Origin of the sequence: Streptomyces sp. NPDC008163, assembly GCF_042956885.1 — a bacterium.
In the GTDB taxonomy this organism is placed as follows: domain Bacteria; phylum Actinomycetota; class Actinomycetes; order Streptomycetales; family Streptomycetaceae; genus Streptomyces; species Streptomyces drozdowiczii_A.
Window position 1 is genome coordinate 653,790 of the sequence record NZ_JBIBHG010000001.1, and the last position, 18,761, is coordinate 672,550.

Sequence of the window (18,761 nt, forward strand, 5' to 3'; positions counted from 1 at the left end):
TCGTTACGCCTCCGGCTCCTCGTCCCACAGCGCGGTGCTGTGCGCGGCGGTCAGCGCGGCGATCCGGGACAGCGCGTCCCCGGCCCGCATGGGGGCGAGCCTGCGGCCATCGCGCAGGCGGAGCGCGACGAGTCCGTCGGCCGCCTCCGCCGCGCCGATCACCACCTGGTACGGCACCAGCCTGGCCTCGCGGATCCGGGCGCCCAGGCTGCCGCGCCCCCGGCCGCTGATCTCCGCGCGCAGCCCCAGCTCGGCGCACCGCGCGGCCAGCGCCTCCGCGTCCGGGAGTTCGGCGTCGGACACCGGCAGGACGGCCAGCTGTTTCGGGGCGAGCCAGGCCGGGAACGCGCCGCCGTGCTGCTCGATGAGGTGGGCCACGGCCCGCTCGACGCTGCCGATGATGGAGCGGTGCACCATGACCGGGCGGTGCTTCGCCCCGTCCTCGCCGATGTAGTGGAGGTCGAAGCGCTCCGGCTGGTGGAAGTCGACCTGCACGGTGGACAGGGTGAACTCGCGCCCCGCCGCGTCCTCGACCTGGACGTCGATCTTCGGCCCGTAGAACGCCGCCTCGCCCTCCGCCGCCTCGTACGGCAGCCCCGACGCCTCCAGCACCTCGGTCAGCAGCGCGGTCGAGCGCCGCCACAGCTCCGGGGCCGCGACGTACTTGCCGCCCGGCCCCGGCAGCGAGAGCCGGAAGCGGGCCGCGCGGAAGCCCAGCGCCCCGTACGCCCGGAGGATCATGTCGAGCGCGCCGCGTGCCTCGTCGGCGACCTGCTCCACAGTGCAGAAGATGTGCGCGTCGTTCAGCTGGATGGAGCGCACCCGGGACAGCCCGCCGAGCACCCCGGACAGCTCCGCGCGGTACATCCCGCCCAGTTCCGCCATGCGCAGCGGCAGTTCGCGGTAGCTGTGCGCCCGGGAGCGGTAGATCAGCGCGTGGTGCGGGCACAGGCTGGGCCGCAGCACCAGCTGCTGACCCTCGCCCAGGTCCATCGGCGGGAACATGTCGTCGCTGTAGTGCGCCCAGTGCCCCGAGCGCTCGTACAGCTCCCGTTTGCCGAGCACGGGGGAGTACACATGGCGGTAGCCCGCCCGCCGCTCGGCGCCCCGGACGTACTCCTCCAGGGTGTGCCTCAGCTCCGCCCCGTCCGGAAGCCAGTAGGGGAGCCCGGCGCCGATCAACGGATCGGTGTCGAACAGTTCGAGCTCACGGCCGAGTCTGCGGTGGTCGTGCATGGCGGTCTCCTCGCGTGGGAAGGGCGAGCGACCCCACGCGAAAGCCCCGGGGCACTCGCCCCGGGGCTTGTCGACTGATCATCGGTCAGCGCGCCGGGACACTCTCCGGCGTCGTCGTGTTCATGGCGGCACGCTGCATGGTTCCGAAGCTAACAGCGCCCCGCGCCCGCCCGCATCCGGTTTTCCCACCCGTCCGCGGGGGAAGACCGCTCACCCCTTCTTCACCGAGTCCAGGTGGGCGAAGACCACGACGTTGTCCTCGTAGTCCTTGGCCTTGCGGTCGTAGTTGCCGCCGCAGGTGATCAGCCGCAGCTGTGCGTCCGGGGTGTCGGCGTACACCTTGTCGTCCGGGAAGTCCGCCTTGCTGAACGTCTCCACGGTGTCCACGGCGAACGTGGCCACCGTGCCGTCGGCGCGGGTGATGTCGACGGTCGCCCCGGGTTTCAGGAAGCGCAGCTGGAGGAAGACGGCCGGACCGGTCGTGGTGTCCACATGGCCCGCCACGATCGACGCCCCCCGTTCGCCGGGAGTCGCACCGTCCTTGAACCAGCCGACCAGGTTCTTGTCGTTCGGCGGCGGTGCGTCGAGCCGGCCCGACGTGCCGATGGAGAGCGGGGTGAACGGCGCGTCCACCGCGATCGCCGGGATCCGCAGCCGTGTCGGCACCGAGCGGGGCAGCGCGGGCGATTCGCTCGGAGCGGCCTCGGCCGAGGCCGCGACCGACGGGGACGCGGCGGCGGACGCGGCCGCCGGGGGCGGGGCGGGCGCCTTGTCGTCGGCCGGCGAACCGATGGAGTGGTAGATCAGGGTCATGCCGAGACCGGCCGTCGCGAGGGGCCAGAACAGGGCACGGCCGAGTGAGCCGGTGCGGGACGCGGCCCCGGGGGAGGGGGTTTCGGTGGTCTGCGGGGCGGCCATGGAGAACGTGCCTTTCGTCCATACGGGGGCGGTACGAGTGGGGAGGACCGGGAAAACGCGGGCGCCGCGGCCGCCGGCCCCGGAGGGACGGCGACCGCGACGACAGAGGGCCCGCGGGCCGGTCAGGCCATCGCACCGCCGGACGCCTGACGGCGGCGGAGCCGGTACGCGGCCACACCGGCGCCACCGAGCAGCAGCAGCGAACCGGCCGCCAGACCGCTGCCGGTCATCGCCATCGCACCGCCGCCGGTGTGCATGCCGCCGTGCGGCTTCTCCTCGTCCTTGTACTTGCCGCCCTCGTCGTCACCGGGCTGCCACTCCTTGGTGACGGTCTGCGCGAGGGCGCCGCCGCCGGTGTGCATGCCGCCGTGCGGCTTGTCCTCGTCGTCCTTGCTGTACTTGCCGCCCTCGTCGCCGGGCTGCCACTCCTTGGCGAGGGTGTTGGCGAGGGCGCCGCCGCCGGTGTGCATGCCGCCGTGCGGCTTGTCCTCGTCGTCCTTGCTGTACTTGCCGCCCTCGTCGCCGGGCTCCCACTCCTTGGCGAGCGTCTTGGCCAGCGCGCCGCCGCCCGTGTGGACGCCACCGTGCGGCTTGTCCTTGCTGTACTTGCCGCCCTCGTCACCGGGCTGCCACTCCTTGGCCACGGCCTTGGCGAGGGCGCCGCCGCCGGTGTGCATGCCGCCGTGCGGCTTGTCCTCGTCGTCCTTGCTGTACTTGCCGCCCTCGTCGCCCGGCTGCCACTCCTTGGTGACGGTCTTCGACAGCGCGCCGCCGCCGGTGTGCATGCCGCCGTGCGGCTTGTCCTTCTTCCAGTCGCTGTCGGAGCTGTCGTGGTCGGAGGCGGACGAGCCGCCGTGGTGCTGGTCGGCGGCGACGGTCATCGCGTAGGCCGAGGGAGCGGTGATGGTGAGGACCGCCGTGACGGCGGCCGAAGCGAACAGCGTGCGGGCAGAGCGCATCTGTACACATTTCCTTTCGTCGCCCCTGCGAGGAGTGACGACGTGTCGACTCCTGGTGACGCAGCGGCTACGTGATCCACCGTCAGTCCGAACCCGGGAGCGCGCCATCGGAGAGCGCCGCATTGGGGCTACGGCGTGGGCCCATCGAGTGGCGAAGAGCGGATAATCACCCGTTGGACGGCATGCCGCGCCGCCGTGAGGTTTGGGCGCCGCGCCCCACCTCCCGCTCCGTCAGTTCAGGAGCGCACGTGCCGCCCGCGCACTGTTGCGCACCGACTCCGCCACGGCCGGCTCCACGTCCTCGACGACCCGCGCGTACTCCTCCATCTCGGCCGCCCCGCGCTGGAACTCGCCCGCGCGCACCAGCAGCTGGGCGTGCTCGTAGCGCAGCCTGGCCGGGTGCGACGGCAGCAGCAGCGATAGCTCGGCCGCCCACAGCGCCACGGCCGTGTGCTCCGGGCGGGCCGCGGCCCAGGCCCGGATGTTGTTCAGGACCCGCAGCACGACCTCCAGCGGCCGCGCCGGCTCCAGCGACGACGGCTCCCACCGCTCCCCGGTCGCGCTCGTCACCAGCAGCTCCGCGTCCTGGTCCGTCAGCGGCCGCCCCCCGGCGAACGGATCGGCGAGCACCCGCTCGGCCGGGTCGCCGAAGCCGACCACGAAATGACCCGGCAGAGCCACCCCGTACACCGGGGCGCCCGCCCGCCGGGCGACCTCGATCCACACCACCGACAGCAGGATCGGCAGCCCGCGCCGCCGCCGCAGCACCTCGTGCAGCAGGGACGACTCCAGCCGCTGGTAGTCCGCCGCCGACCCCTCGAACCCGTAGCGCTCGCCGAGCAGTTCGGACAGCGCCGACGCCCAGGCGTGGGCTCCGCGCAGCCCGTACGGGAGGAGCCCGGCCAGCCGGTCCAGCTCGATCTGGGCCTCGTCGATGCCGTGCGCGTCCAGCTCCGGATCCGCCTCCGCCGCCACCAGCAGGCACAGCAGCGCCAGATCGGGTCGCTCGGCCCGGGCCTCCTCCGCGAACCGGCGGCGCAGCTCCTCGCGGTCGTTCCTCTCGGGAGCCACCGGTCACACCGGCCGGAAGTGGTGGTAGCGGTGGTGTGCCGTGAAGCCCATCCCGTCGTACAGCGCGCGGGCGCCCTCGTTGTCCGCCTCCACCTGGAGCCAGGCCGCGGACGCGCCCTCGTCCATCGCCTGCCGGGCGAGCGCGGTCATCACGGCGGTCGCCAGGCCCCGGCGGCGGTGCTCGGGGGCCACCTCGACGGCCATGAAACCGGCCCACCGGCCGTCCACCACGCACCGCCCGATCGCGGCGGGCGCCTCGCTTTCATCCCCGGGTACGGTCGCGAACCACACCGAGGGGCCGCCGTGCAGCACCGCCGTCACCTCCGGCCCCGGCTTCCCGACGCGCTGGTAGCGGGCGAGCCATGACGCTCCGGCCGTACGGTCGAGCCGGACCCGGGACACCTCGGCCGGCAGGTCACCGACCGGGGCGAGCTCCGCGATCCGGACCTCCGCCGTCACCTCGCGCCGCCAGCCGTGCCCCTCCAGAGCCGCGCACAGTTCCTCCTGCGCGCCCTCGGCACCGGTCGCGGTCTGTACGTACGCGGGCAGCCCCCGGTCCGCGTACCACGCGCGGACACGCCCGAGCGCCGCGTCGAGCGGCATGCCCGGGTCGCCGAGCGGCAGCACCGAGTTGGCGCGGCGGGTGAATCCGGCGGAGGCGCGCAGCAGCCAGTCGCCCAGCGGTTCGCTCTCCACGGGCGGCCAGGCGCGCGCGGTCACCCGGGCGAGTTCGGTGAAGGAGGCGGCGGGACCGCGCCGCCGGGCCGGGGCGGACGGCACGACCTTGCCCGCCACGAGGGAGGACTCCGCGATCCGCACCGACTCGCCATTCCTGGGTGTGACGCACAGCACACCATCGTTCCATGATGTGAGAACGCCGACCGTGTCGGTGAATTTCGACCCGTCCGAGCCGTCTTCGGTCAGACGCCGGACTGATACCCGTTTGCCCACGTCAGCCGGTGCAATTCGGACCTCAAGCCGTCCGCCGATGGTGAATTCCACAGCTCTGTCCGCCCCTCCTGTTCGGATCGTGCCCGCGAACGGAGATACTAGGTGCGGGCATCGACGACGCCGCGCTCCCGCGCGAGAGCCAACGCCCTACCGAGGAGGAACGACAGCGTGACCTACGTCATCGCGCAGCCTTGTGTCGACGTCAAGGACAAGGCCTGCATCGAAGAGTGCCCCGTCGACTGCATCTACGAGGGCCAGCGGTCCTTGTACATCCACCCGGACGAGTGCGTCGACTGTGGAGCCTGCGAGCCGGTCTGCCCGGTGGAAGCGATCTTCTACGAGGACGACACCCCGGACGAGTGGAAGGATTACTACAAGGCGAACGTCGAGTTCTTCGACGACCTCGGTTCGCCGGGTGGTGCCTCCAAGCTTGGTCTGATCGAGCGCGACCACGCGTTCATCGCCGCGCTGCCGCCGCAGAACCAGTAACAGCGCCCCGGTACGTGCGCCGCCCCGGTCCCGTACGGCTCGCCGCCGTGCGGGACCGCGGTGTTTCCCGCGCCGCCCGCGTGAACTCCGTACGAGAAAGCAGAGAGCCGTGTCCGCAGTCTCCTCCCGCCTCCCGGTCTTCCCCTGGGACAGGCTGACGCCCTACAAGTCGACGGCCGAGGCCCACCCGGACGGGATCGTGGACCTGTCCGTCGGCACTCCCGTCGACCCGGTGCCCGAGCTGATCCGGCAGGCGCTCGTCGCGGCCGCGGACAGCCCCGGCTATCCGACGGTGTGGGGGACCGCCGCGCTGCGCGACGCGCTCACCGGCTGGGTGGAGCGGCGGCTCGGCGCGGTGTCGGTCGCCCACGAGAACGTGCTGCCCGTCGTCGGCTCCAAGGAACTGGTGGCCTGGCTGCCGACCCAGCTCGGCCTGGGCCCCGGCGACAAGGTCGCCTACCCGCGCCTCGCCTACCCGACGTACGAGGTCGGTGCCCGGCTCTGCGGCGCGGAGCCGGTGGTCTACGACGACCCGACCGAGCTCGACCCGGCCGGCCTGAAGCTCCTCTGGCTCAACTCACCGTCCAACCCGACCGGCCGTGTCCTCGCCAAGGACGAGCTGATCCGCATCGTCGCCTGGGCGCGCGAGCACGGCGTACTGGTCTTCAGCGACGAGTGCTACCTGGAACTGGGCTGGGAAGCGGAGCCGGTCTCCGTGCTCCACCCGGACGTGTGCGGCGGTACGTACGAGGGCATCGTCGCCGTCCACTCCCTGTCGAAGCGGTCCAACCTCGCGGGCTACCGCGCCGCGTTCATCGCGGGCGACGCGGCCGTGCTCGGCGAGCTGCTGCTGATCCGCAAGCACGGCGGCATGATGACGCCCGCGCCCGTCCAGGCCGCGACCGTCGCCGCGCTCGGCGACGACGCGCACGTGGCCGAGCAGCGCGCCCGGTACGCGGACCGGCGCGCCGCCCTGCGCGCGGCGCTGGAGGCCCACGGCTTCCGCATCGAGCACAGCGAGGCGAGCCTGTACCTCTGGGCCACCCGCGACGAACCCTGCTGGGACACCGTGGCGTACCTGGCGGAGCTGGGCATCCTGGTCGCGCCCGGCGACTTCTACGGACCCGCCGGCGACCGCTTCGTCCGCGTGGCGTTCACGGCCACGGACGAGCGCGTGGCGGCGGCGGTCAAGCGCCTGGGCTGACCACCTGCGTACGGGAGGGCCCCCGGGAGCACGCGCTCCCGGGGGCCCTCATGCGTCGGGCGGGCGTCAGCCGAGGGGCAGGCCCTGGGTGAGCGAGTCGGTGGGCAGGCCGCCCTTGGCCGTCTTGGAGACGGCGCCGGTGGCACCGCCCTTGGTGGCGCCGGAGACCTTCTTCGCGGCGGGGGCGGCCTTGCCGCCGACGTCGGTGAGCGTCTTGCCCGCCACCGGCAGGGCGGTGCCGACGAGCTTGCCGCCGGTCTCGTTCGCGGCGCCCGAGGCCGGCTTGGCGGCGCCTTCGACCGTCTTGCCGAGACCGGAACCCTCGACGCTGGTGAGACCGCCGAGGTCCGGGGCCTGCGGGAGCTCCGCGGCACCCGCGGCACCGGCCGCACCGACCACGGGGGCCGCACCCGCCGCGATCAGCAGCGCGGTACGGGCGATCCGACGGGTCAGGGGGAGGGACATGATGCTCCTTCGACGGGAGAGGAATTCGGGCTGTCCGTGAGCCGGACGCCATGACAACCGTCGTGGGGGCGGGTGAGGTTGCGGTGCGGTGACGTAAAGACTGAGCAATGCGTCGGATAATCCTCAGCGGAGGAACCCGGGCAAACGGTGCGCTCCGTGGTCACCCGGCGAACCGTCACTCCCCTTGCGCCACAAGGCTCGCGAGCGGCGCACGACCGGCCCCCGACGGGCCTTCCGGGGGGCGCCGGGGGCGCACGACGGTACGCCCGGACGGGCGACGGTCCGCACGTGTGCGCGGGCGACCCCGAGCGCGCTCTCAGCTCACCAGGCGGAGCCGCACCTCGTCCGTGTCCGACGCCTCGCGCCGGGACGCCTCGCGTTCCGTGTGCCAGCCCGAGCCCGCCGCCCAGACCCGGCCCCCGTACGCGACCCGGTCGATGCCCAGCGCCTCGGACTGGGCCACCGCCCAGTGCGCCAGCTCCCAGCCGCGCTGCGGTACGCCGTCCCGGTCGGCGCGGCGGTCCGCCCGCACCGGGACCGCGAGCGTCCCCGAGGCCGAGGGGCCCGCCGTGCCGGTGCCGGCCGGCAGCACGTCCGTGCCGAAGGCGTTCACCAGGGCAGCCCGCACCTTCGTCGCGTCGCCCGTCCCGCCGGTGGTCCGCGGCGGCTCGCAGTCCAGCGCGGCCGGGGTGCGGCCGGTCAGCGCGGCCGCCAGCAGCGCCGCGTCCGGCTCGTGCTTCGCGTACGCCTGCGGGAAACCGCTGCGCTGGACGCGCTGCGCGGCCTCGGTCAGCGGGAGCCGCGAATAGCCCGGCACCTTCGCCAGGTGCTGGTAGAACTTCCCGGCCGCGTACACCGGGTCCCTGACCTGCCGCGCGGTGCCCCAGCCCTGCGAGGGCCGCTGCTGGAACAGCCCGAGCGAGTCCCGGTCACCGTGGTCGAGGTTGTGCAGCGCGGACTCCTGCAACGCCGTGGCCAGCGCGATGGTCACCGCGCGCTCCGGCATCCCGAGGCGGGTGCCGACGGCGGAGATCGTCGCGGCGTTCGCGGCCTGCTCGGGCGTCAGCCGGTACGAACCGTCCGCCGACCGCACCGTGCACTGATCGGACCCGCGCCCGCCCGAGACGTACTGGACCGTCACATAACCGGCCACCGCCGCGAGCACACCGACGGCCGCCACGATCCGCAGCCGGCGGCTGCGGCCGGGACGCCGGGGAGCAGCGGAATCGGTCCTGGTCACGGGGGTCACCGTACGCGAGGTACTAGGCTCGTAGCCATGGCCGAAAGCATGCTTGACCTCACCCTTGACGGGCCCGCCCTCACCGCCGCGCTCGTGGACTTCCCCTCGGTCAGCGGGGAGGAGAAGGACCTCGCCGACGCCATCGAGACGGCGCTGCGCGCACTGCCGCACCTGACCGTCGAGCGGTACGGGAACAACGTCGTGGCCAGGACGGATCTCGGCCGCTCCGAACGCGTCATCCTGGCCGGGCACATCGACACCGTGCCGATCGCCGACAACGTGCCGTCGCGGCTCGACGCCGAAGGCCTCCTCTGGGGCTGCGGCACCTCCGACATGAAATCCGGCGTCGCCGTCCAGCTGCGCATCGCCGCCACCGTGCCGGAGCCCAACCGCGACCTCACCTTCGTCTTCTACGACCAGGAGGAGGTCGCCGCCCACCTCAACGGCCTCGGCCGCATCGCCGACGCCCACCCGGACTGGCTGAAGGGCGACTTCGCCATCCTGCTGGAGGGCTCGAACGGCGAGGTCGAGGGCGGCTGCCAGGGCACCCTGCGGGTCTTCCTCCACCTGGCGGGCGAGCGGGCGCACTCCGCGCGCAGCTGGATGGGGTCCAACGCCATCCACGCCGCCGCCCCGGTCCTCGCCCGCCTCGCCGCGTACGAACCCCGGCGACCGGTGATCGACGGCCTCGAATACCACGAGGGCCTGAACGCCGTACGCATCGAGGGCGGCGTCGCCAACAACGTCATTCCCGACGCCTGCACGGTCGTCGTCAACTACCGCTACGCCCCCGACCTCGGCGAGGAGGAGGCCCTGGCCCACGTCCGCGAGGTCTTCGCGGACTGCGGCGTCGCGGAGTTCACCGTGGACGACCACTCCGGCGCGGCGATGCCCGGCCTCTCCCACCCGGCGGCCAAGGCCTTCATGGACGCGGTCGGCGGCGTCGCCCGGCCCAAGTTCGGCTGGACGGACGTGGCCCGCTTCGGCCCCCTCGGCGTCCCGGCGGTCAACTACGGCCCGGGCGACCCGGTCCTCGCCCACAAGCGCGACGAGCACGTCAAGGTGGAGCGCATCACCCACTGCGAGGAGCGGCTGCGCTCCTGGCTCACCGCCTGACCCACGACCTGACCCCCCGGATTCCCCTGTCCGTAACCCGTGGCGATCTACGCTGGCGGGAGACGGAGGCGTCGCAGGGCGCCCCCGACGTCGGCGGAGGGAGCAGGTCATGGGCAACCGCGAGGACGCGCGCATTCCCGAGGGTGCGGAGATCCCCGAGGGCGCGGTACGGCCCGAGGAGCAGCGACTCGGCCCCGTACTGCGCCGCAGGGACCAGGTGCAGCCCGGCACGACCGATCAGCGGCTGCTGGACTCCGAGGACGACTCCGAGTGGGTGCACACCGACCCGTGGCGGGTGATGCGCATCCAGTCGGAGTTCGTCGAGGGCTTCGGCGCGCTCGCCGAACTGCCGAGCGCCATCAGCGTCTTCGGTTCGGCCCGTACGCCCGCCGGTGCACCGGAGTACGAGGCGGGTGTACGGATCGGCAGGGCGCTGGTCGACGCGGGCTTCGCGGTCATCACCGGGGGCGGCCCGGGTGCGATGGAGGCGGCGAACCGGGGCGCGCGCGAGGCGAGCGGCGTCTCGGTCGGCCTCGGCATCGAGCTGCCCTTCGAGTCCGGGCTGAACCCGCACGTCGACATCGGCGTCAACTTCCGGTACTTCTTCGTCCGCAAGACGATGTTCGTCAAGTACGCGCAGGGCTTCGTCGTCCTGCCCGGCGGCCTGGGCACCCTGGACGAACTCTTCGAGGCCCTGACCCTGGTCCAGACGGGCAAGGTCACCCGCTTCCCGATCGTCCTCTTCGGCACGGCGTACTGGGGCGGTCTGGTGGACTGGCTCCGCGACACGGTGGTGGCGCAGGGCAAGGCGTCGGAGAAGGACCTGCTGCTGTTCCACGTCACGGATGACGTGGACGAGGCGGTGGCGCTGGTGACGAAGGAAGTGGGGCGCTGAGGGTTGCGGGGGCGCTGCCCCCGTACCCCCGCTCCTCAATCGCCGGAGGGGCTTGATTTTCGCTCCTGTCGCCGCACATCCGCGGCGACAGGAGCGAAGAGCACCCGCCCCCTACGCCAGCCCGCGCCGCGCCACCGCCGGTGCCCGCCACCCCGCGATGGACGCCACCATGTCCAGGACGTCCCGCGTCTCTGCCACCTCGTGCACCCGGTACACCCGGGCCCCCAGCCATGCGGACACCGCCGTCGTCGCCAGCGTCCCGAGCAGCCGTTCCTTCACCGGCCGGTCCAGCGTCTCGCCCACGAAGTCCTTGTTGGAGAGCGAGACCAGCACCGGCCACCCCGTCTCCGCCATCTCGCCGAGCCGGCGCGTCGCCTCCAGCGAGTGCCGGGTGTTCTTCCCGAAGTCGTGACCGGGGTCGATCATGATCCCGTCGGTCCTGACCCCCAGGGAGACGGCCCGCTCGGCCAGCCCCACGGTCACCCGCAGGATGTCGGCCATCACGTCCTCGTACCCCACCCGGTGCGGCCGGGTCCGGGGCTCGGCCCCGCCCGCGTGGGTGCACACGAGCCCCGCCCCGTACCGCGCGGCGACCTCCGCGAGCCTGGGGTCCACCCCGCCCCACGCGTCGTTCAGCAGATCCGCCCCCGCCTCGCAGACCGCCTCGCCGACGTCGTGGCGCCAGGTGTCGACACTGATCACCACGTCCGGGTGGCGGCGGCGCACCTCGGCGACGAACCCGACCGTGCGGCGGGCCTCCTCCTCGGCGGTGACCTCCTCGCCGGGGCCCGCCTTGACGCCGCCGATGTCGATGATCGCCGCCCCGTCGGCCACGGCCTGCTCGACCCGGGCGAGCGCCGGCTCGTCCCGGAAGGTGGCGCCCCGGTCGTAGAAGGAGTCCGGGGTGCGGTTCACGATCGCCATGATCACCTGCTCGTGCGCCCCGAATTCACGCCGCCCCAGCCGGAGCACACCGCTTGCCATCCGTGTCCCTTCCTGTGGATCCACCTGCGGAACAACCCTCGCAGGCCAACAGCCGACACTAACTGTCAGTACCGCATGGCACGATCGGACCCGGACGAATTCCGCTCCCGGGGAGATACGCGTGTTCTGGTTCTTGCTGCTGGCGATGGTGGTGGTGGTTGCCACGGTCACCCTCGCGGTGGTCGGTGGAGGCAGGAGTGCCGTCCTGCAGGACGTGGCGCCCGAGCAGCTGACCGACCCGCTGCCCGCCTCGCGCCCGGTCGGCAGGGCGGACGTCGAGGCGCTGCGGCTCCCCGTCGGCCTCCGGGGGTACCGGATGGCCGACGTGGACGACGCGCTCGGCCGGCTGGGCGCCGAGCTCGCCGAACGGGACGCCCGGATCGCGGAGCTGGAGTCGGCCCTCGCCGGTGCGCAGGCGACCAGGACCGGCGGCCCCGATCTGCTCAAGGAGGAGACGCCCCGCCCCTGGGAGTCGCCCGGGACCGCCGCCCCGGCGGACGAGCGGCCGGCCGGTGACGACGAGGAGCCCGGCCGATGACCGGCGGAGCCGCGGCGGCGGCGGACGGCGGACTGCGCTGCCCCTGGGGCCTGTCCACCGAGGACTACCTCTGGTACCACGACACGGAGTGGGGCCGCCCGGTCCACGGCGACGACGCGCTGTTCGAGCGGCTGTGCCTGGAGGCGTTCCAGTCGGGTCTGTCCTGGCTGACGATCCTGCGCCGCCGCGAGGGCTTCCGCAGCGCGTTCGCCGGCTTCAGCATCCCGGCGGTCGCGGAGTTCACGGACGCGGACCGGGAGCGGCTGCTGGCCGACGAGGGCATCATCCGCAACCGCGCCAAGGTCGACGCGACCATGGCCAACGCCCGGGTGCTGGCCGGCTGGGACGCCGGTGAGCTGGACGAGCTGATCTGGTCGTACGCCCCCGACCCGCTGAGCCGCCCGGCCCCGAAGACCCTCGGGGACGTACCGGCGGTCACGCCCGAATCCACGGCCCTGGCCAAGGAGCTGAAGAAGCGGGGGCTGCGGTTCATCGGACCGACCACCGCCTACGCCCTGATGCAGGCGTGCGGCCTGGTGGACGACCACCTGGCCGACTGCGTCTCCCGCCCCACCCCCGCCTAGGGCCTGTCGCCGGACAGGCCGGGGGTGTCTTGCCAATCATGGCCGGGTCCGCGACGCCTGGCACGGCACCTCGCGGCGTTGCCGAAACGCCCCGACAGCTCCTTCCCCAAGCTCTCAACTCCGTTCGAGCAGGGGAGACCCCAGTCGAGACGCTCCGGCGCCTTGCGATGCACCGCACCAGACGCCGCGGCCTGATCCGCCCCTGATCGACAAGACACCCCCTAGCGCCCGAGGTACTTCGGCTTCTCCTTCGCGAGGAAGGCCCGCACCGCGATCCCGTGGTCCTCGGACACCCCCGCCCTGGTCTGGAGCTCGTCCTCCTTCTCCAGGGCCTCGGCCAGGCTGTGACCGGCGCCGAAGGCGAGCGACTCCTTGAGCGCCGCGTAGGCGACGGTCGGCCCGTCGGCCAGGGCGCGGGCCACGGCGGCCGCCTCGGCGGCCAGCTCGGCGGCGGGCACCAGCCTGTTGACGATGCCCAGCTCATGGGCGTCCCGCGCGGAGATCGAGCGCGGGAAGAGCAGCAGGTCGGCGGCGCGGCTCTGGCCGATGAGCCGGGGCAGCGTCCAGGAGACGCCCGAGTCGGCGGTGAGGGCGACCCCGGCGAATGAGGTGTTGAAGGAGGCGGTGTCGGCGGCGACCCGGTAGTCGCAGGCGAGCGCGAAGCCGAAGCCCGCACCGGCGGCGGCGCCGTTGATCCCGGCCACGACCGGCTTCGGCATCTCGGTCAGCGCCCGCACGATGGGGTTGTAGTGCTCCTGCACGGTGCTCAGCGCGTTGCCCTCACCGGCCGCCTCGGTCTCGGCCAGCTTGGCCAAGTGCTCCTTGAGGTCCTGCCCGACACAGAAGGCACGCTCCCCGGCCGCGGTGAGCAGCACCGCCCGTACGCCGGTGTCGGCGGCGGCGGACCGCAGCGCGTCACGGAGGGCCACCTTGGCGGCGGTGTTCATGGCGTTCATCGCGCCGGGCCGGTTGATCGTGATGGTCGCGAGCCCGTCGCTGATGTCGTACCGCACCACGTCGTCGTGATCGGCCATGGGAAGGTCCCCTCTGCGTGTCGTCGACCTGCGTGTCCAGGCAAGCATGGCCGACTTCGCGGGGGGTGGACATGTGACCTGCGTCAAACATTTCCGCGTCACGGAGGGGCTGAAGGGGCCGGAGTATCCCAGTGAGGTCCCCGAATTGGGTGGTTTTGAGTGAGCGCGTTGCCCAAGAGATGCAGAGCGATGTTGGTCATCGGGGTCGGTGATGCGGGATAATGGCGTGGAAGCATTGTGTTCGATGCCGGTGAGGCAGCGCCTGTCATGGGGCCGCCGGTTGCGATGAGCTGGTTTCAGGAAGGGGAACGAGCATGGCGGCCATGAAGCCGCGGACGGGCGACGGCCCGCTCGAGGTGACAAAGGAGGGGCGGGGCATCGTCATGCGAGTTCCGCTCGAAGGCGGCGGTCGGCTTGTCGTGGAGCTGACGCCGGACGAGGCCGATGCCCTCGGCGACGCCCTCAAGCAGGTCGTCGGCTGAGCAGACGCTCATAACTTCACCGCTGCCCCGGCATGGTTCCCGTGCCGGGGCAGCGGTGCGTCCGGAGCCGGCGGTACGCGTACGCCGGGGCAGCCGGGTGTACGGCTCAGCCGCGCCGGACCGCGCAGAGCAGGCCGTCGCCCACCGGCAGCAGCGTCGCCATCAGCTCCTGGCTCTCGCGGACCGCGCGCAGCAGTTCCCGTACGCGCAGCACCTCCGCCGGCTGGGCGGCCGAGTCGACCGTACGGCCGTCCGCGAAGACGCCCTCGAAGCAGACGAGACCCCCAGGTCGCAGCAGGCGCAACGATTCAGCGAGACAGTCCAGGCTCTCCATCCGGTCGCCGTCGCAGAACACGAGGTCGTAGCCGCCGTCCGCGAGCCGGGGGAGCACATCGAGGGCGCGCCCGGGGATGAAACGGGACCGGTTGGCCGCGAAGCCCGCCGCCCGGAACGCCTCCCGGGCGAACTGCTGCCGCTCGGGCTCCGGGTCGACCGTGGTCAGCACCCCGTCCGGCCGCATCCCGTGCAGCAGATAGATGCCGGACACGCCGGTGCCGGTGCCGATTTCCGCCACGGCCTTGGCGTCCGTGGTGGCAGCGAGCAGGCGCAGGGCGGCCCCGGTGCCTGGCGACACCGAGCGGAGCCCTGCCTCGCGGGCCCGGTCCCGGGCCCAGCGCAGTGCTTCGTCCTCGGCGACAAAGGCGTCGGCGAACGCCCAGCTCGTCTGCCGGTTGGCGGTAATGACCCTCTCCTGTCCCCTTAGTTGGCGCAACGGTGACTGTATCCGCTGGACCCGGGAACCCGCAGATGGGACCGGGCGTTGTCCAAAGGTGGGGAGAAGCCCGGTGACGAGGCCCGCCGATCGGGTCCGTGGCACGGGAGAGCTTCCGGGGATTTCCCCGGCCCCAGCTGGAAAAAGGCTTATCCGGAGCTAACGGGCGAGGTGGTTATGGTAGGGGCTCCACTGGACACCACCAGAGCCGATAGGGGAGGTGCGGCAGCGCCTGTGGATCGGGGAGGAGTGCTTCGGCGCTTTCTCAGGTCGGCGGGTGAGCCGAAATCCGTGACCGACATTGCTGACCGTTCTTCCAAAGACTCCGCACCGACCGCGACCTTCGCCTCCGATGCGGAATCCCAGGCGTGGACCCCGCCCACATGGGAAGAGATCGTCAGCACGCACAGCGGCCGCGTCTACCGCCTCGCCTACCGGCTGACGGGAAACCAGCACGACGCGGAAGACCTCACGCAGGAGGTCTTCGTCCGCGTCTTCCGTTCGCTGTCGACCTACACGCCCGGCACCTTCGAGGGCTGGCTGCACCGCATCACGACCAACCTCTTCCTGGACATGGTCCGCCGCAAGCAGCGCATCCGCTTCGACTCCCTCGGGGACGACGCGGCCGAGCGGCTGCCCAGCCGCGAGCCCTCCCCCCAGCAGGTCTTCAACGACACCCACTTCGACGCCGACGTCCAGCAGGCGCTGGACACCCTCGCGCCCGAATTCCGTGCCGCCGTCGTCCTCTGCGACATCGAGGGTCTGTCGTACGAGGAGATCGCGGCGACGCTCGGCGTGAAGCTCGGCACCGTGCGCAGCCGTATCCACCGCGGGCGCTCCCACCTGCGCAAGGCGCTGCGCCACCGCTCGCCCGAGGCGCGCGCCGAGCAGCAGCGCTCCCTCGCGGGCGCCGGGGCCCTCCTGGCCGGGGAGGGCGGCACGGCGTGAGTGGTACGGATCCGACCCCCGCGGAACAACACCTGGGGGACCGCCTCGCCGCGCTCGTCGACGGCGAGCTCAAGCATGATGCCCGCGACCGGGTGCTCGCTCATCTCGCGACCTGCGCCAAGTGCGCGGCCGAGGCGGCCGCCCAGCGCCGCCTGAAGAACGTGTTCGCGCAGGCCGCACCGCCCTCGCCCTCCGAAGGCTTCCTGGCCCGCCTCCAAGGGCTTCCGGGCGGACCGCCCGGGGGTGACGACGACCCGCAGGGAAGATCCGGGGGCGCTTCCGGGCGGTTCGGTGACGGACTCCTCCCGGGGACGCGCCCGCCGGGCGGCCGGGCGGAGCTCACCGCCGGTCCCGGCCCGCTGGACGGCTTCGGCTACCTCCCCGCCGCCCGCGGCGGGGCCACGGCGCTGCCCTCGCCCGGTGCGGGCTTCCGCATCCACGAGGTGGGGCGCGAGGGGGACCGCTCCCCGTGGCGGGGCCGCAGGTTCGCCTTCGCCGCCGCGAGTGCCGTGTCGCTGGCCGCCATCGCGCTCGGCGGCGCGCTCCCGACGACCACCGAGACCCCGACCCGCGCCTCCGGCTCGGGCAACAACGTGACCCCGGCGGGCGCCGACGCCCGGACCGGCGGCTCCGTCCTGGCCGCCCGGCGGAACGGGCCGGGCCAAGGTACGCGCACCATGTCCGGCCAGGCGGACCGCTCGGTCTCCCTCGCGGTGAACACCGTGTCGGCCGGGTTCGCCGCCCCGTCGCTGCTGGGCACCGGCCGCCTCTCCGGCAATCCGTACGGGCTGGGCGGCCTGCGTTCCGGCATGTCCGCGATACGCCCCGGCGGGGCCGGTTCGCTGCTGGGCCGCACCCCGGTCGGCGGGCTCGATCCGATTTCGTCCGCCCCCGCCCCGGAGCCCTCCCTGCCGCCCACCTCCGCCGCCGCGAAACCGGCTTCCGCCGACCACGGACTGCCCCTCGCGCCCCGTCGCTGATCCCGTACCCGGTACGGGACGCGCGGCCCAGGCCCAAACCTGGTTGAATTCCGGCAGGATTTTGGGAGGGACGCCCCTTCGGGGGCGTGCGGAGGGCCGGTTGCGGCAGTTGCGGGGAGAACATGGACGACGGGAAGCCGACCGAGCCCAAGGCGAAGTGGTGGAGCCGCCCCCCGGCGGGGCAGGCCACGGCCGGCGAGGCCCCGGAACCCGCGCCGACCCAGCCGGCTGGGTCGGCCCAGGCGCCCGTGTCGGCTGAGGCGCCCACGGCGAGCCTGCCCCCGGCACCGCCCGGGGCACCCGGGGACCACGGCTCCGCCGGGACACCAGGCGCCCCCGAAGCCCACGACGCGGCCGTGACACCCGGTGCCTACGACACCCCCGCGCCCCACGACGTCCCCGAGGCGCCCGAGGCCCCCGCGGTGCTCGACGCACCCCGCGACGCCCCCGCGCCCCAGCCGCTGCACGAGCCCGACCCGTACGGCACCCCGCCCTACGGCGGCCCCGGTCCCTGGTCGCCCGCCCCTCCCGTACAGCGGCCGACGCCCGCGCACGGCACCCCCGTGCCCCCGCCGTACGCGGGGACGAACGGCGCGGGGATCGCGCCCCCGCCGGTTCCGCAGGACTCGCACCCGCCTGCCCCCCAGTGGCAGAGCTACGACCCCTGGGGCGCGCCCCGGCAGCCGCTCGTCACCCAGCCAGGACCGCCGCTCCCGGACGGGCGGCGGAAGAACCGGCGCGGCGCGCTGCTGATCGGCGCGCTGCTCCTCGCCCTGCTCGCGGGTGGCATCGGCGGCGGCATAGGCGCGTACATAGAACGCAACGGCGGTCTCACCAGCGTCGAACTGCCCCAGGACGAGCGGGACGGCGGCGGCCGGGCCCCGGACAGCGTGGCCGGTATCGCGGCCAGCGCCCTGCCCAGCGTGGTCACCCTGCACGTCAGCGGCGCCACCGAGTCCGGCACCGGCACCGGCTTCGTGCTCGACGACCGGGGCCACATCCTCACCAACAACCACGTGGTCGCCCCGGCCGGTTCGTCCGGCGACATCACCGTCACGTTCAGCGGGGGCGAGACCGCGACCGCCGAGGTCGTCGGCAAGGACAGCGGTTACGACCTGGCCGTCGTGAAGGTCAGCGGCGTCTCCGGGCTCAAGCCGCTGCCGCTGGGCAACTCCGACAACGTCCGGGTCGGCGACCCGGTCGTGGCCATCGGGGCGCCGTTCGACCTGTCCAACACCGTCACCTCCGGCATCATCAGCGCCAAGGACCGCCCGATCACCGCGGGCGGCGAGAAGGGCGACGGCAGCGACGTCAGCTACGTCAACGCGCTCCAGACCGACGCGCCGATCAACCCCGGCAACTCCGGCGGCCCGCTGGTGGACACCGACGCCCATGTCATCGGCATCAACAGCGCCATCCGCGCCGCCGACAGCGGCTCGGCCGGCGAGGGCGGGCAGGCGGGGTCCATCGGCCTCGGCTTCGCCATCCCGATCAACCAGGGCAAGCTCGTCGCCGAGCAGCTGATCAACACCGGCAAGGCGACCCACCCGGTGATCGGCGTCACGCTCGACATGAAGTACACCGGCGACGGCGCCAAGGTCGGCGGGAGCACGCAGGGATCCTCGCCGGTGACGGCGGGCGGCCCGGCCGACAAGGCGGGCATCGAGGCGGACGACGTCATCACCGAGGTGGACGGGGCGCGGGTGCACAGCGGCGAGGAGCTCATCGTCAAGATCCGCTCGCACCGGCCGGGCGACCGGCTCGATCTGACCGTGACCCGCGGTGGTAAAGACCTGTCCATAACTTTGACGCTGGGCTCGGCAACCGGCACGTGACCGCCACGGGAAGCTACCGTCCGGACAGATTCGCCGGGTACCGTGTTCGATGTCCGGACC

At 73.1% G+C, this 18,761-nt stretch carries 19 protein-coding genes and 1 pseudogene; 10 read left to right on the top strand and 10 right to left on the bottom strand.

Going from position 1 to position 18,761, the window contains the following annotated elements; genetic code table 11:
• Nucleotides 1–3 precede the first annotated feature (3 nt).
• From thrS to ACFZAT_RS03170, 5 genes and pseudogenes are all read right to left on the bottom strand, one after another.
• Nucleotides 4–1,242: pseudogene (gene thrS / locus ACFZAT_RS03150) on the bottom strand (threonine--tRNA ligase); the annotation flags it as partial.
• 204 nt (nucleotides 1,243–1,446) lie between these two features.
• The gene (locus ACFZAT_RS03155; RefSeq protein WP_391259219.1) at nucleotides 1,447–2,154 is read right to left on the bottom strand and encodes a class F sortase; all 708 of its coding nucleotides are present in this window, start codon (nucleotides 2,152–2,154) and stop codon (nucleotides 1,447–1,449) included.
• A gap of 122 nt (nucleotides 2,155–2,276) precedes the next feature.
• Nucleotides 2,277–3,113, bottom strand: a complete 837-nt coding sequence (locus tag ACFZAT_RS03160; RefSeq protein WP_391259222.1) for a hypothetical protein — start codon at nucleotides 3,111–3,113, stop codon at nucleotides 2,277–2,279.
• Between the two features lie 231 nt (nucleotides 3,114–3,344).
• On the bottom strand, nucleotides 3,345–4,184 hold the full coding sequence (locus tag ACFZAT_RS03165) for a tetratricopeptide repeat protein (protein ID WP_391259225.1): 840 nt from the start codon (nucleotides 4,182–4,184) through the stop codon (nucleotides 3,345–3,347).
• Between the two features lie 3 nt (nucleotides 4,185–4,187).
• Nucleotides 4,188–5,186, bottom strand: a complete 999-nt coding sequence (locus ACFZAT_RS03170; RefSeq protein ID WP_391259227.1) for a GNAT family N-acetyltransferase — start codon at nucleotides 5,184–5,186, stop codon at nucleotides 4,188–4,190.
• A gap of 117 nt (nucleotides 5,187–5,303) precedes the next feature.
• On the opposite strand from ACFZAT_RS03170, the gene fdxA reads away from it, so the two are divergent.
• The gene (fdxA, locus tag ACFZAT_RS03175) at nucleotides 5,304–5,624 is read left to right on the top strand and encodes a ferredoxin (RefSeq protein ID WP_018105475.1); all 321 of its coding nucleotides are present in this window, start codon (nucleotides 5,304–5,306) and stop codon (nucleotides 5,622–5,624) included.
• 109 nt (nucleotides 5,625–5,733) lie between these two features.
• Nucleotides 5,734–6,828 (top strand): bifunctional succinyldiaminopimelate transaminase/glutamate-prephenate aminotransferase, encoded by a 1,095-nt coding sequence (locus ACFZAT_RS03180; protein ID WP_391259231.1) that lies wholly within the window; start codon nucleotides 5,734–5,736, stop codon nucleotides 6,826–6,828.
• 66 nt (nucleotides 6,829–6,894) lie between these two features.
• Here ACFZAT_RS03180 and ACFZAT_RS03185 read toward each other — a convergent pair whose 3' ends face one another.
• Both ACFZAT_RS03185 and ACFZAT_RS03190 read right to left on the bottom strand, forming a co-directional pair.
• Complete coding sequence (locus ACFZAT_RS03185) at nucleotides 6,895–7,293, bottom strand: ATP-binding protein (RefSeq protein ID WP_391259234.1); 399 nt, start codon at nucleotides 7,291–7,293, stop codon at nucleotides 6,895–6,897.
• Between the two features lie 316 nt (nucleotides 7,294–7,609).
• On the bottom strand, nucleotides 7,610–8,473 hold the full coding sequence (locus ACFZAT_RS03190) for a hypothetical protein (RefSeq protein ID WP_391260241.1): 864 nt from the start codon (nucleotides 8,471–8,473) through the stop codon (nucleotides 7,610–7,612).
• A gap of 96 nt (nucleotides 8,474–8,569) precedes the next feature.
• Between ACFZAT_RS03190 and dapE the strand changes: the two genes are divergently transcribed.
• Both dapE and ACFZAT_RS03200 read left to right on the top strand, forming a co-directional pair.
• Nucleotides 8,570–9,649 (top strand): succinyl-diaminopimelate desuccinylase, encoded by a 1,080-nt coding sequence (gene dapE, locus ACFZAT_RS03195; RefSeq protein WP_391259237.1) that lies wholly within the window; start codon nucleotides 8,570–8,572, stop codon nucleotides 9,647–9,649.
• Nucleotides 9,650–9,758: 109 nt separating this feature from the next.
• Nucleotides 9,759–10,544, top strand: a complete 786-nt coding sequence (locus ACFZAT_RS03200) for a TIGR00730 family Rossman fold protein (protein ID WP_391259238.1) — start codon at nucleotides 9,759–9,761, stop codon at nucleotides 10,542–10,544.
• 111 nt (nucleotides 10,545–10,655) lie between these two features.
• Here the strand turns inward: ACFZAT_RS03200 and folP are convergent, their stop codons facing one another.
• Nucleotides 10,656–11,516: a dihydropteroate synthase gene (folP, locus tag ACFZAT_RS03205; protein WP_391260244.1), complete on the bottom strand. Its 861-nt coding sequence runs from the start codon at nucleotides 11,514–11,516 to the stop codon at nucleotides 10,656–10,658.
• 133 nt (nucleotides 11,517–11,649) lie between these two features.
• On the opposite strand from folP, the gene ACFZAT_RS03210 reads away from it, so the two are divergent.
• Both ACFZAT_RS03210 and ACFZAT_RS03215 read left to right on the top strand, forming a co-directional pair.
• Nucleotides 11,650–12,066, top strand: coding sequence for a DivIVA domain-containing protein (locus ACFZAT_RS03210; protein WP_391259241.1), 417 nt, complete (start codon nucleotides 11,650–11,652; stop codon nucleotides 12,064–12,066).
• The gene (locus tag ACFZAT_RS03215; protein WP_391259244.1) at nucleotides 12,063–12,650 is read left to right on the top strand and encodes a DNA-3-methyladenine glycosylase I; all 588 of its coding nucleotides are present in this window, start codon (nucleotides 12,063–12,065) and stop codon (nucleotides 12,648–12,650) included. Before ACFZAT_RS03210 ends, ACFZAT_RS03215 begins: the two co-directional genes overlap by 4 nt.
• Nucleotides 12,651–12,871: 221 nt before the next feature.
• On the opposite strand, the gene ACFZAT_RS03220 is transcribed toward ACFZAT_RS03215, so the two are convergent.
• Nucleotides 12,872–13,684: an enoyl-CoA hydratase-related protein gene (locus tag ACFZAT_RS03220; RefSeq protein ID WP_391259246.1), complete on the bottom strand. Its 813-nt coding sequence runs from the start codon at nucleotides 13,682–13,684 to the stop codon at nucleotides 12,872–12,874.
• Between the two features lie 314 nt (nucleotides 13,685–13,998).
• On the opposite strand from ACFZAT_RS03220, the gene ACFZAT_RS03225 reads away from it, so the two are divergent.
• On the top strand, nucleotides 13,999–14,166 hold the full coding sequence (locus ACFZAT_RS03225; protein ID WP_018105485.1) for a DUF3117 domain-containing protein: 168 nt from the start codon (nucleotides 13,999–14,001) through the stop codon (nucleotides 14,164–14,166).
• A gap of 106 nt (nucleotides 14,167–14,272) precedes the next feature.
• Here ACFZAT_RS03225 and ACFZAT_RS03230 read toward each other — a convergent pair whose 3' ends face one another.
• On the bottom strand, nucleotides 14,273–14,938 hold the full coding sequence (locus ACFZAT_RS03230; RefSeq protein WP_018105486.1) for an O-methyltransferase: 666 nt from the start codon (nucleotides 14,936–14,938) through the stop codon (nucleotides 14,273–14,275).
• A 177-nt stretch (nucleotides 14,939–15,115) separates the two neighbouring features.
• Here ACFZAT_RS03230 and sigE point away from each other — a divergent pair, with 177 nt between their 5' ends.
• From sigE to ACFZAT_RS03245, 3 genes are all read left to right on the top strand, one after another.
• Nucleotides 15,116–15,886: an RNA polymerase sigma factor SigE gene (gene sigE / locus ACFZAT_RS03235; protein ID WP_391259250.1), complete on the top strand. Its 771-nt coding sequence runs from the start codon at nucleotides 15,116–15,118 to the stop codon at nucleotides 15,884–15,886.
• Entirely contained in the window at nucleotides 15,883–16,866 is a 984-nt protein-coding gene (locus ACFZAT_RS03240; RefSeq protein WP_391259253.1) for a zf-HC2 domain-containing protein, read from the top strand. Before sigE ends, ACFZAT_RS03240 begins: the two co-directional genes overlap by 4 nt.
• A gap of 122 nt (nucleotides 16,867–16,988) precedes the next feature.
• Nucleotides 16,989–18,701, top strand: a complete 1,713-nt coding sequence (locus ACFZAT_RS03245) for a trypsin-like peptidase domain-containing protein (protein ID WP_391259255.1) — start codon at nucleotides 16,989–16,991, stop codon at nucleotides 18,699–18,701.
• The last annotated feature ends 60 nt before the right edge of the window (nucleotides 18,702–18,761 follow it).

What these genes read in the sequence shown, in the direction of transcription:
- ACFZAT_RS03155 (WP_391259219.1), bottom strand. Translation starts at nt 2,154, where the DNA reads ATGGCCGCCCCGCAGACCACCGAAACCCCCTCCCCCGGGGCCGCGTCC.
- ACFZAT_RS03160 (WP_391259222.1), bottom strand. Translation starts at nt 3,113, where the DNA reads ATGCGCTCTGCCCGCACGCTGTTCGCTTCGGCCGCCGTCACGGCGGTC.
- dapE (WP_391259237.1), top strand. Translation starts at nt 8,570, where the DNA reads ATGGCCGAAAGCATGCTTGACCTCACCCTTGACGGGCCCGCCCTCACC.
- ACFZAT_RS03185 (WP_391259234.1), bottom strand. Translation starts at nt 7,293, where the DNA reads ATGTCCCTCCCCCTGACCCGTCGGATCGCCCGTACCGCGCTGCTGATC.
- ACFZAT_RS03220 (WP_391259246.1), bottom strand. Translation starts at nt 13,684, where the DNA reads ATGGCCGATCACGACGACGTGGTGCGGTACGACATCAGCGACGGGCTC.
- ACFZAT_RS03200 (WP_391259238.1), top strand. Translation starts at nt 9,759, where the DNA reads ATGGGCAACCGCGAGGACGCGCGCATTCCCGAGGGTGCGGAGATCCCC.
- sigE (WP_391259250.1), top strand. Translation starts at nt 15,116, where the DNA reads ATGGTAGGGGCTCCACTGGACACCACCAGAGCCGATAGGGGAGGTGCG.
- ACFZAT_RS03225 (WP_018105485.1), top strand. Translation starts at nt 13,999, where the DNA reads ATGGCGGCCATGAAGCCGCGGACGGGCGACGGCCCGCTCGAGGTGACA.
- ACFZAT_RS03245 (WP_391259255.1), top strand. Translation starts at nt 16,989, where the DNA reads ATGGACGACGGGAAGCCGACCGAGCCCAAGGCGAAGTGGTGGAGCCGC.
- ACFZAT_RS03215 (WP_391259244.1), top strand. Translation starts at nt 12,063, where the DNA reads ATGACCGGCGGAGCCGCGGCGGCGGCGGACGGCGGACTGCGCTGCCCC.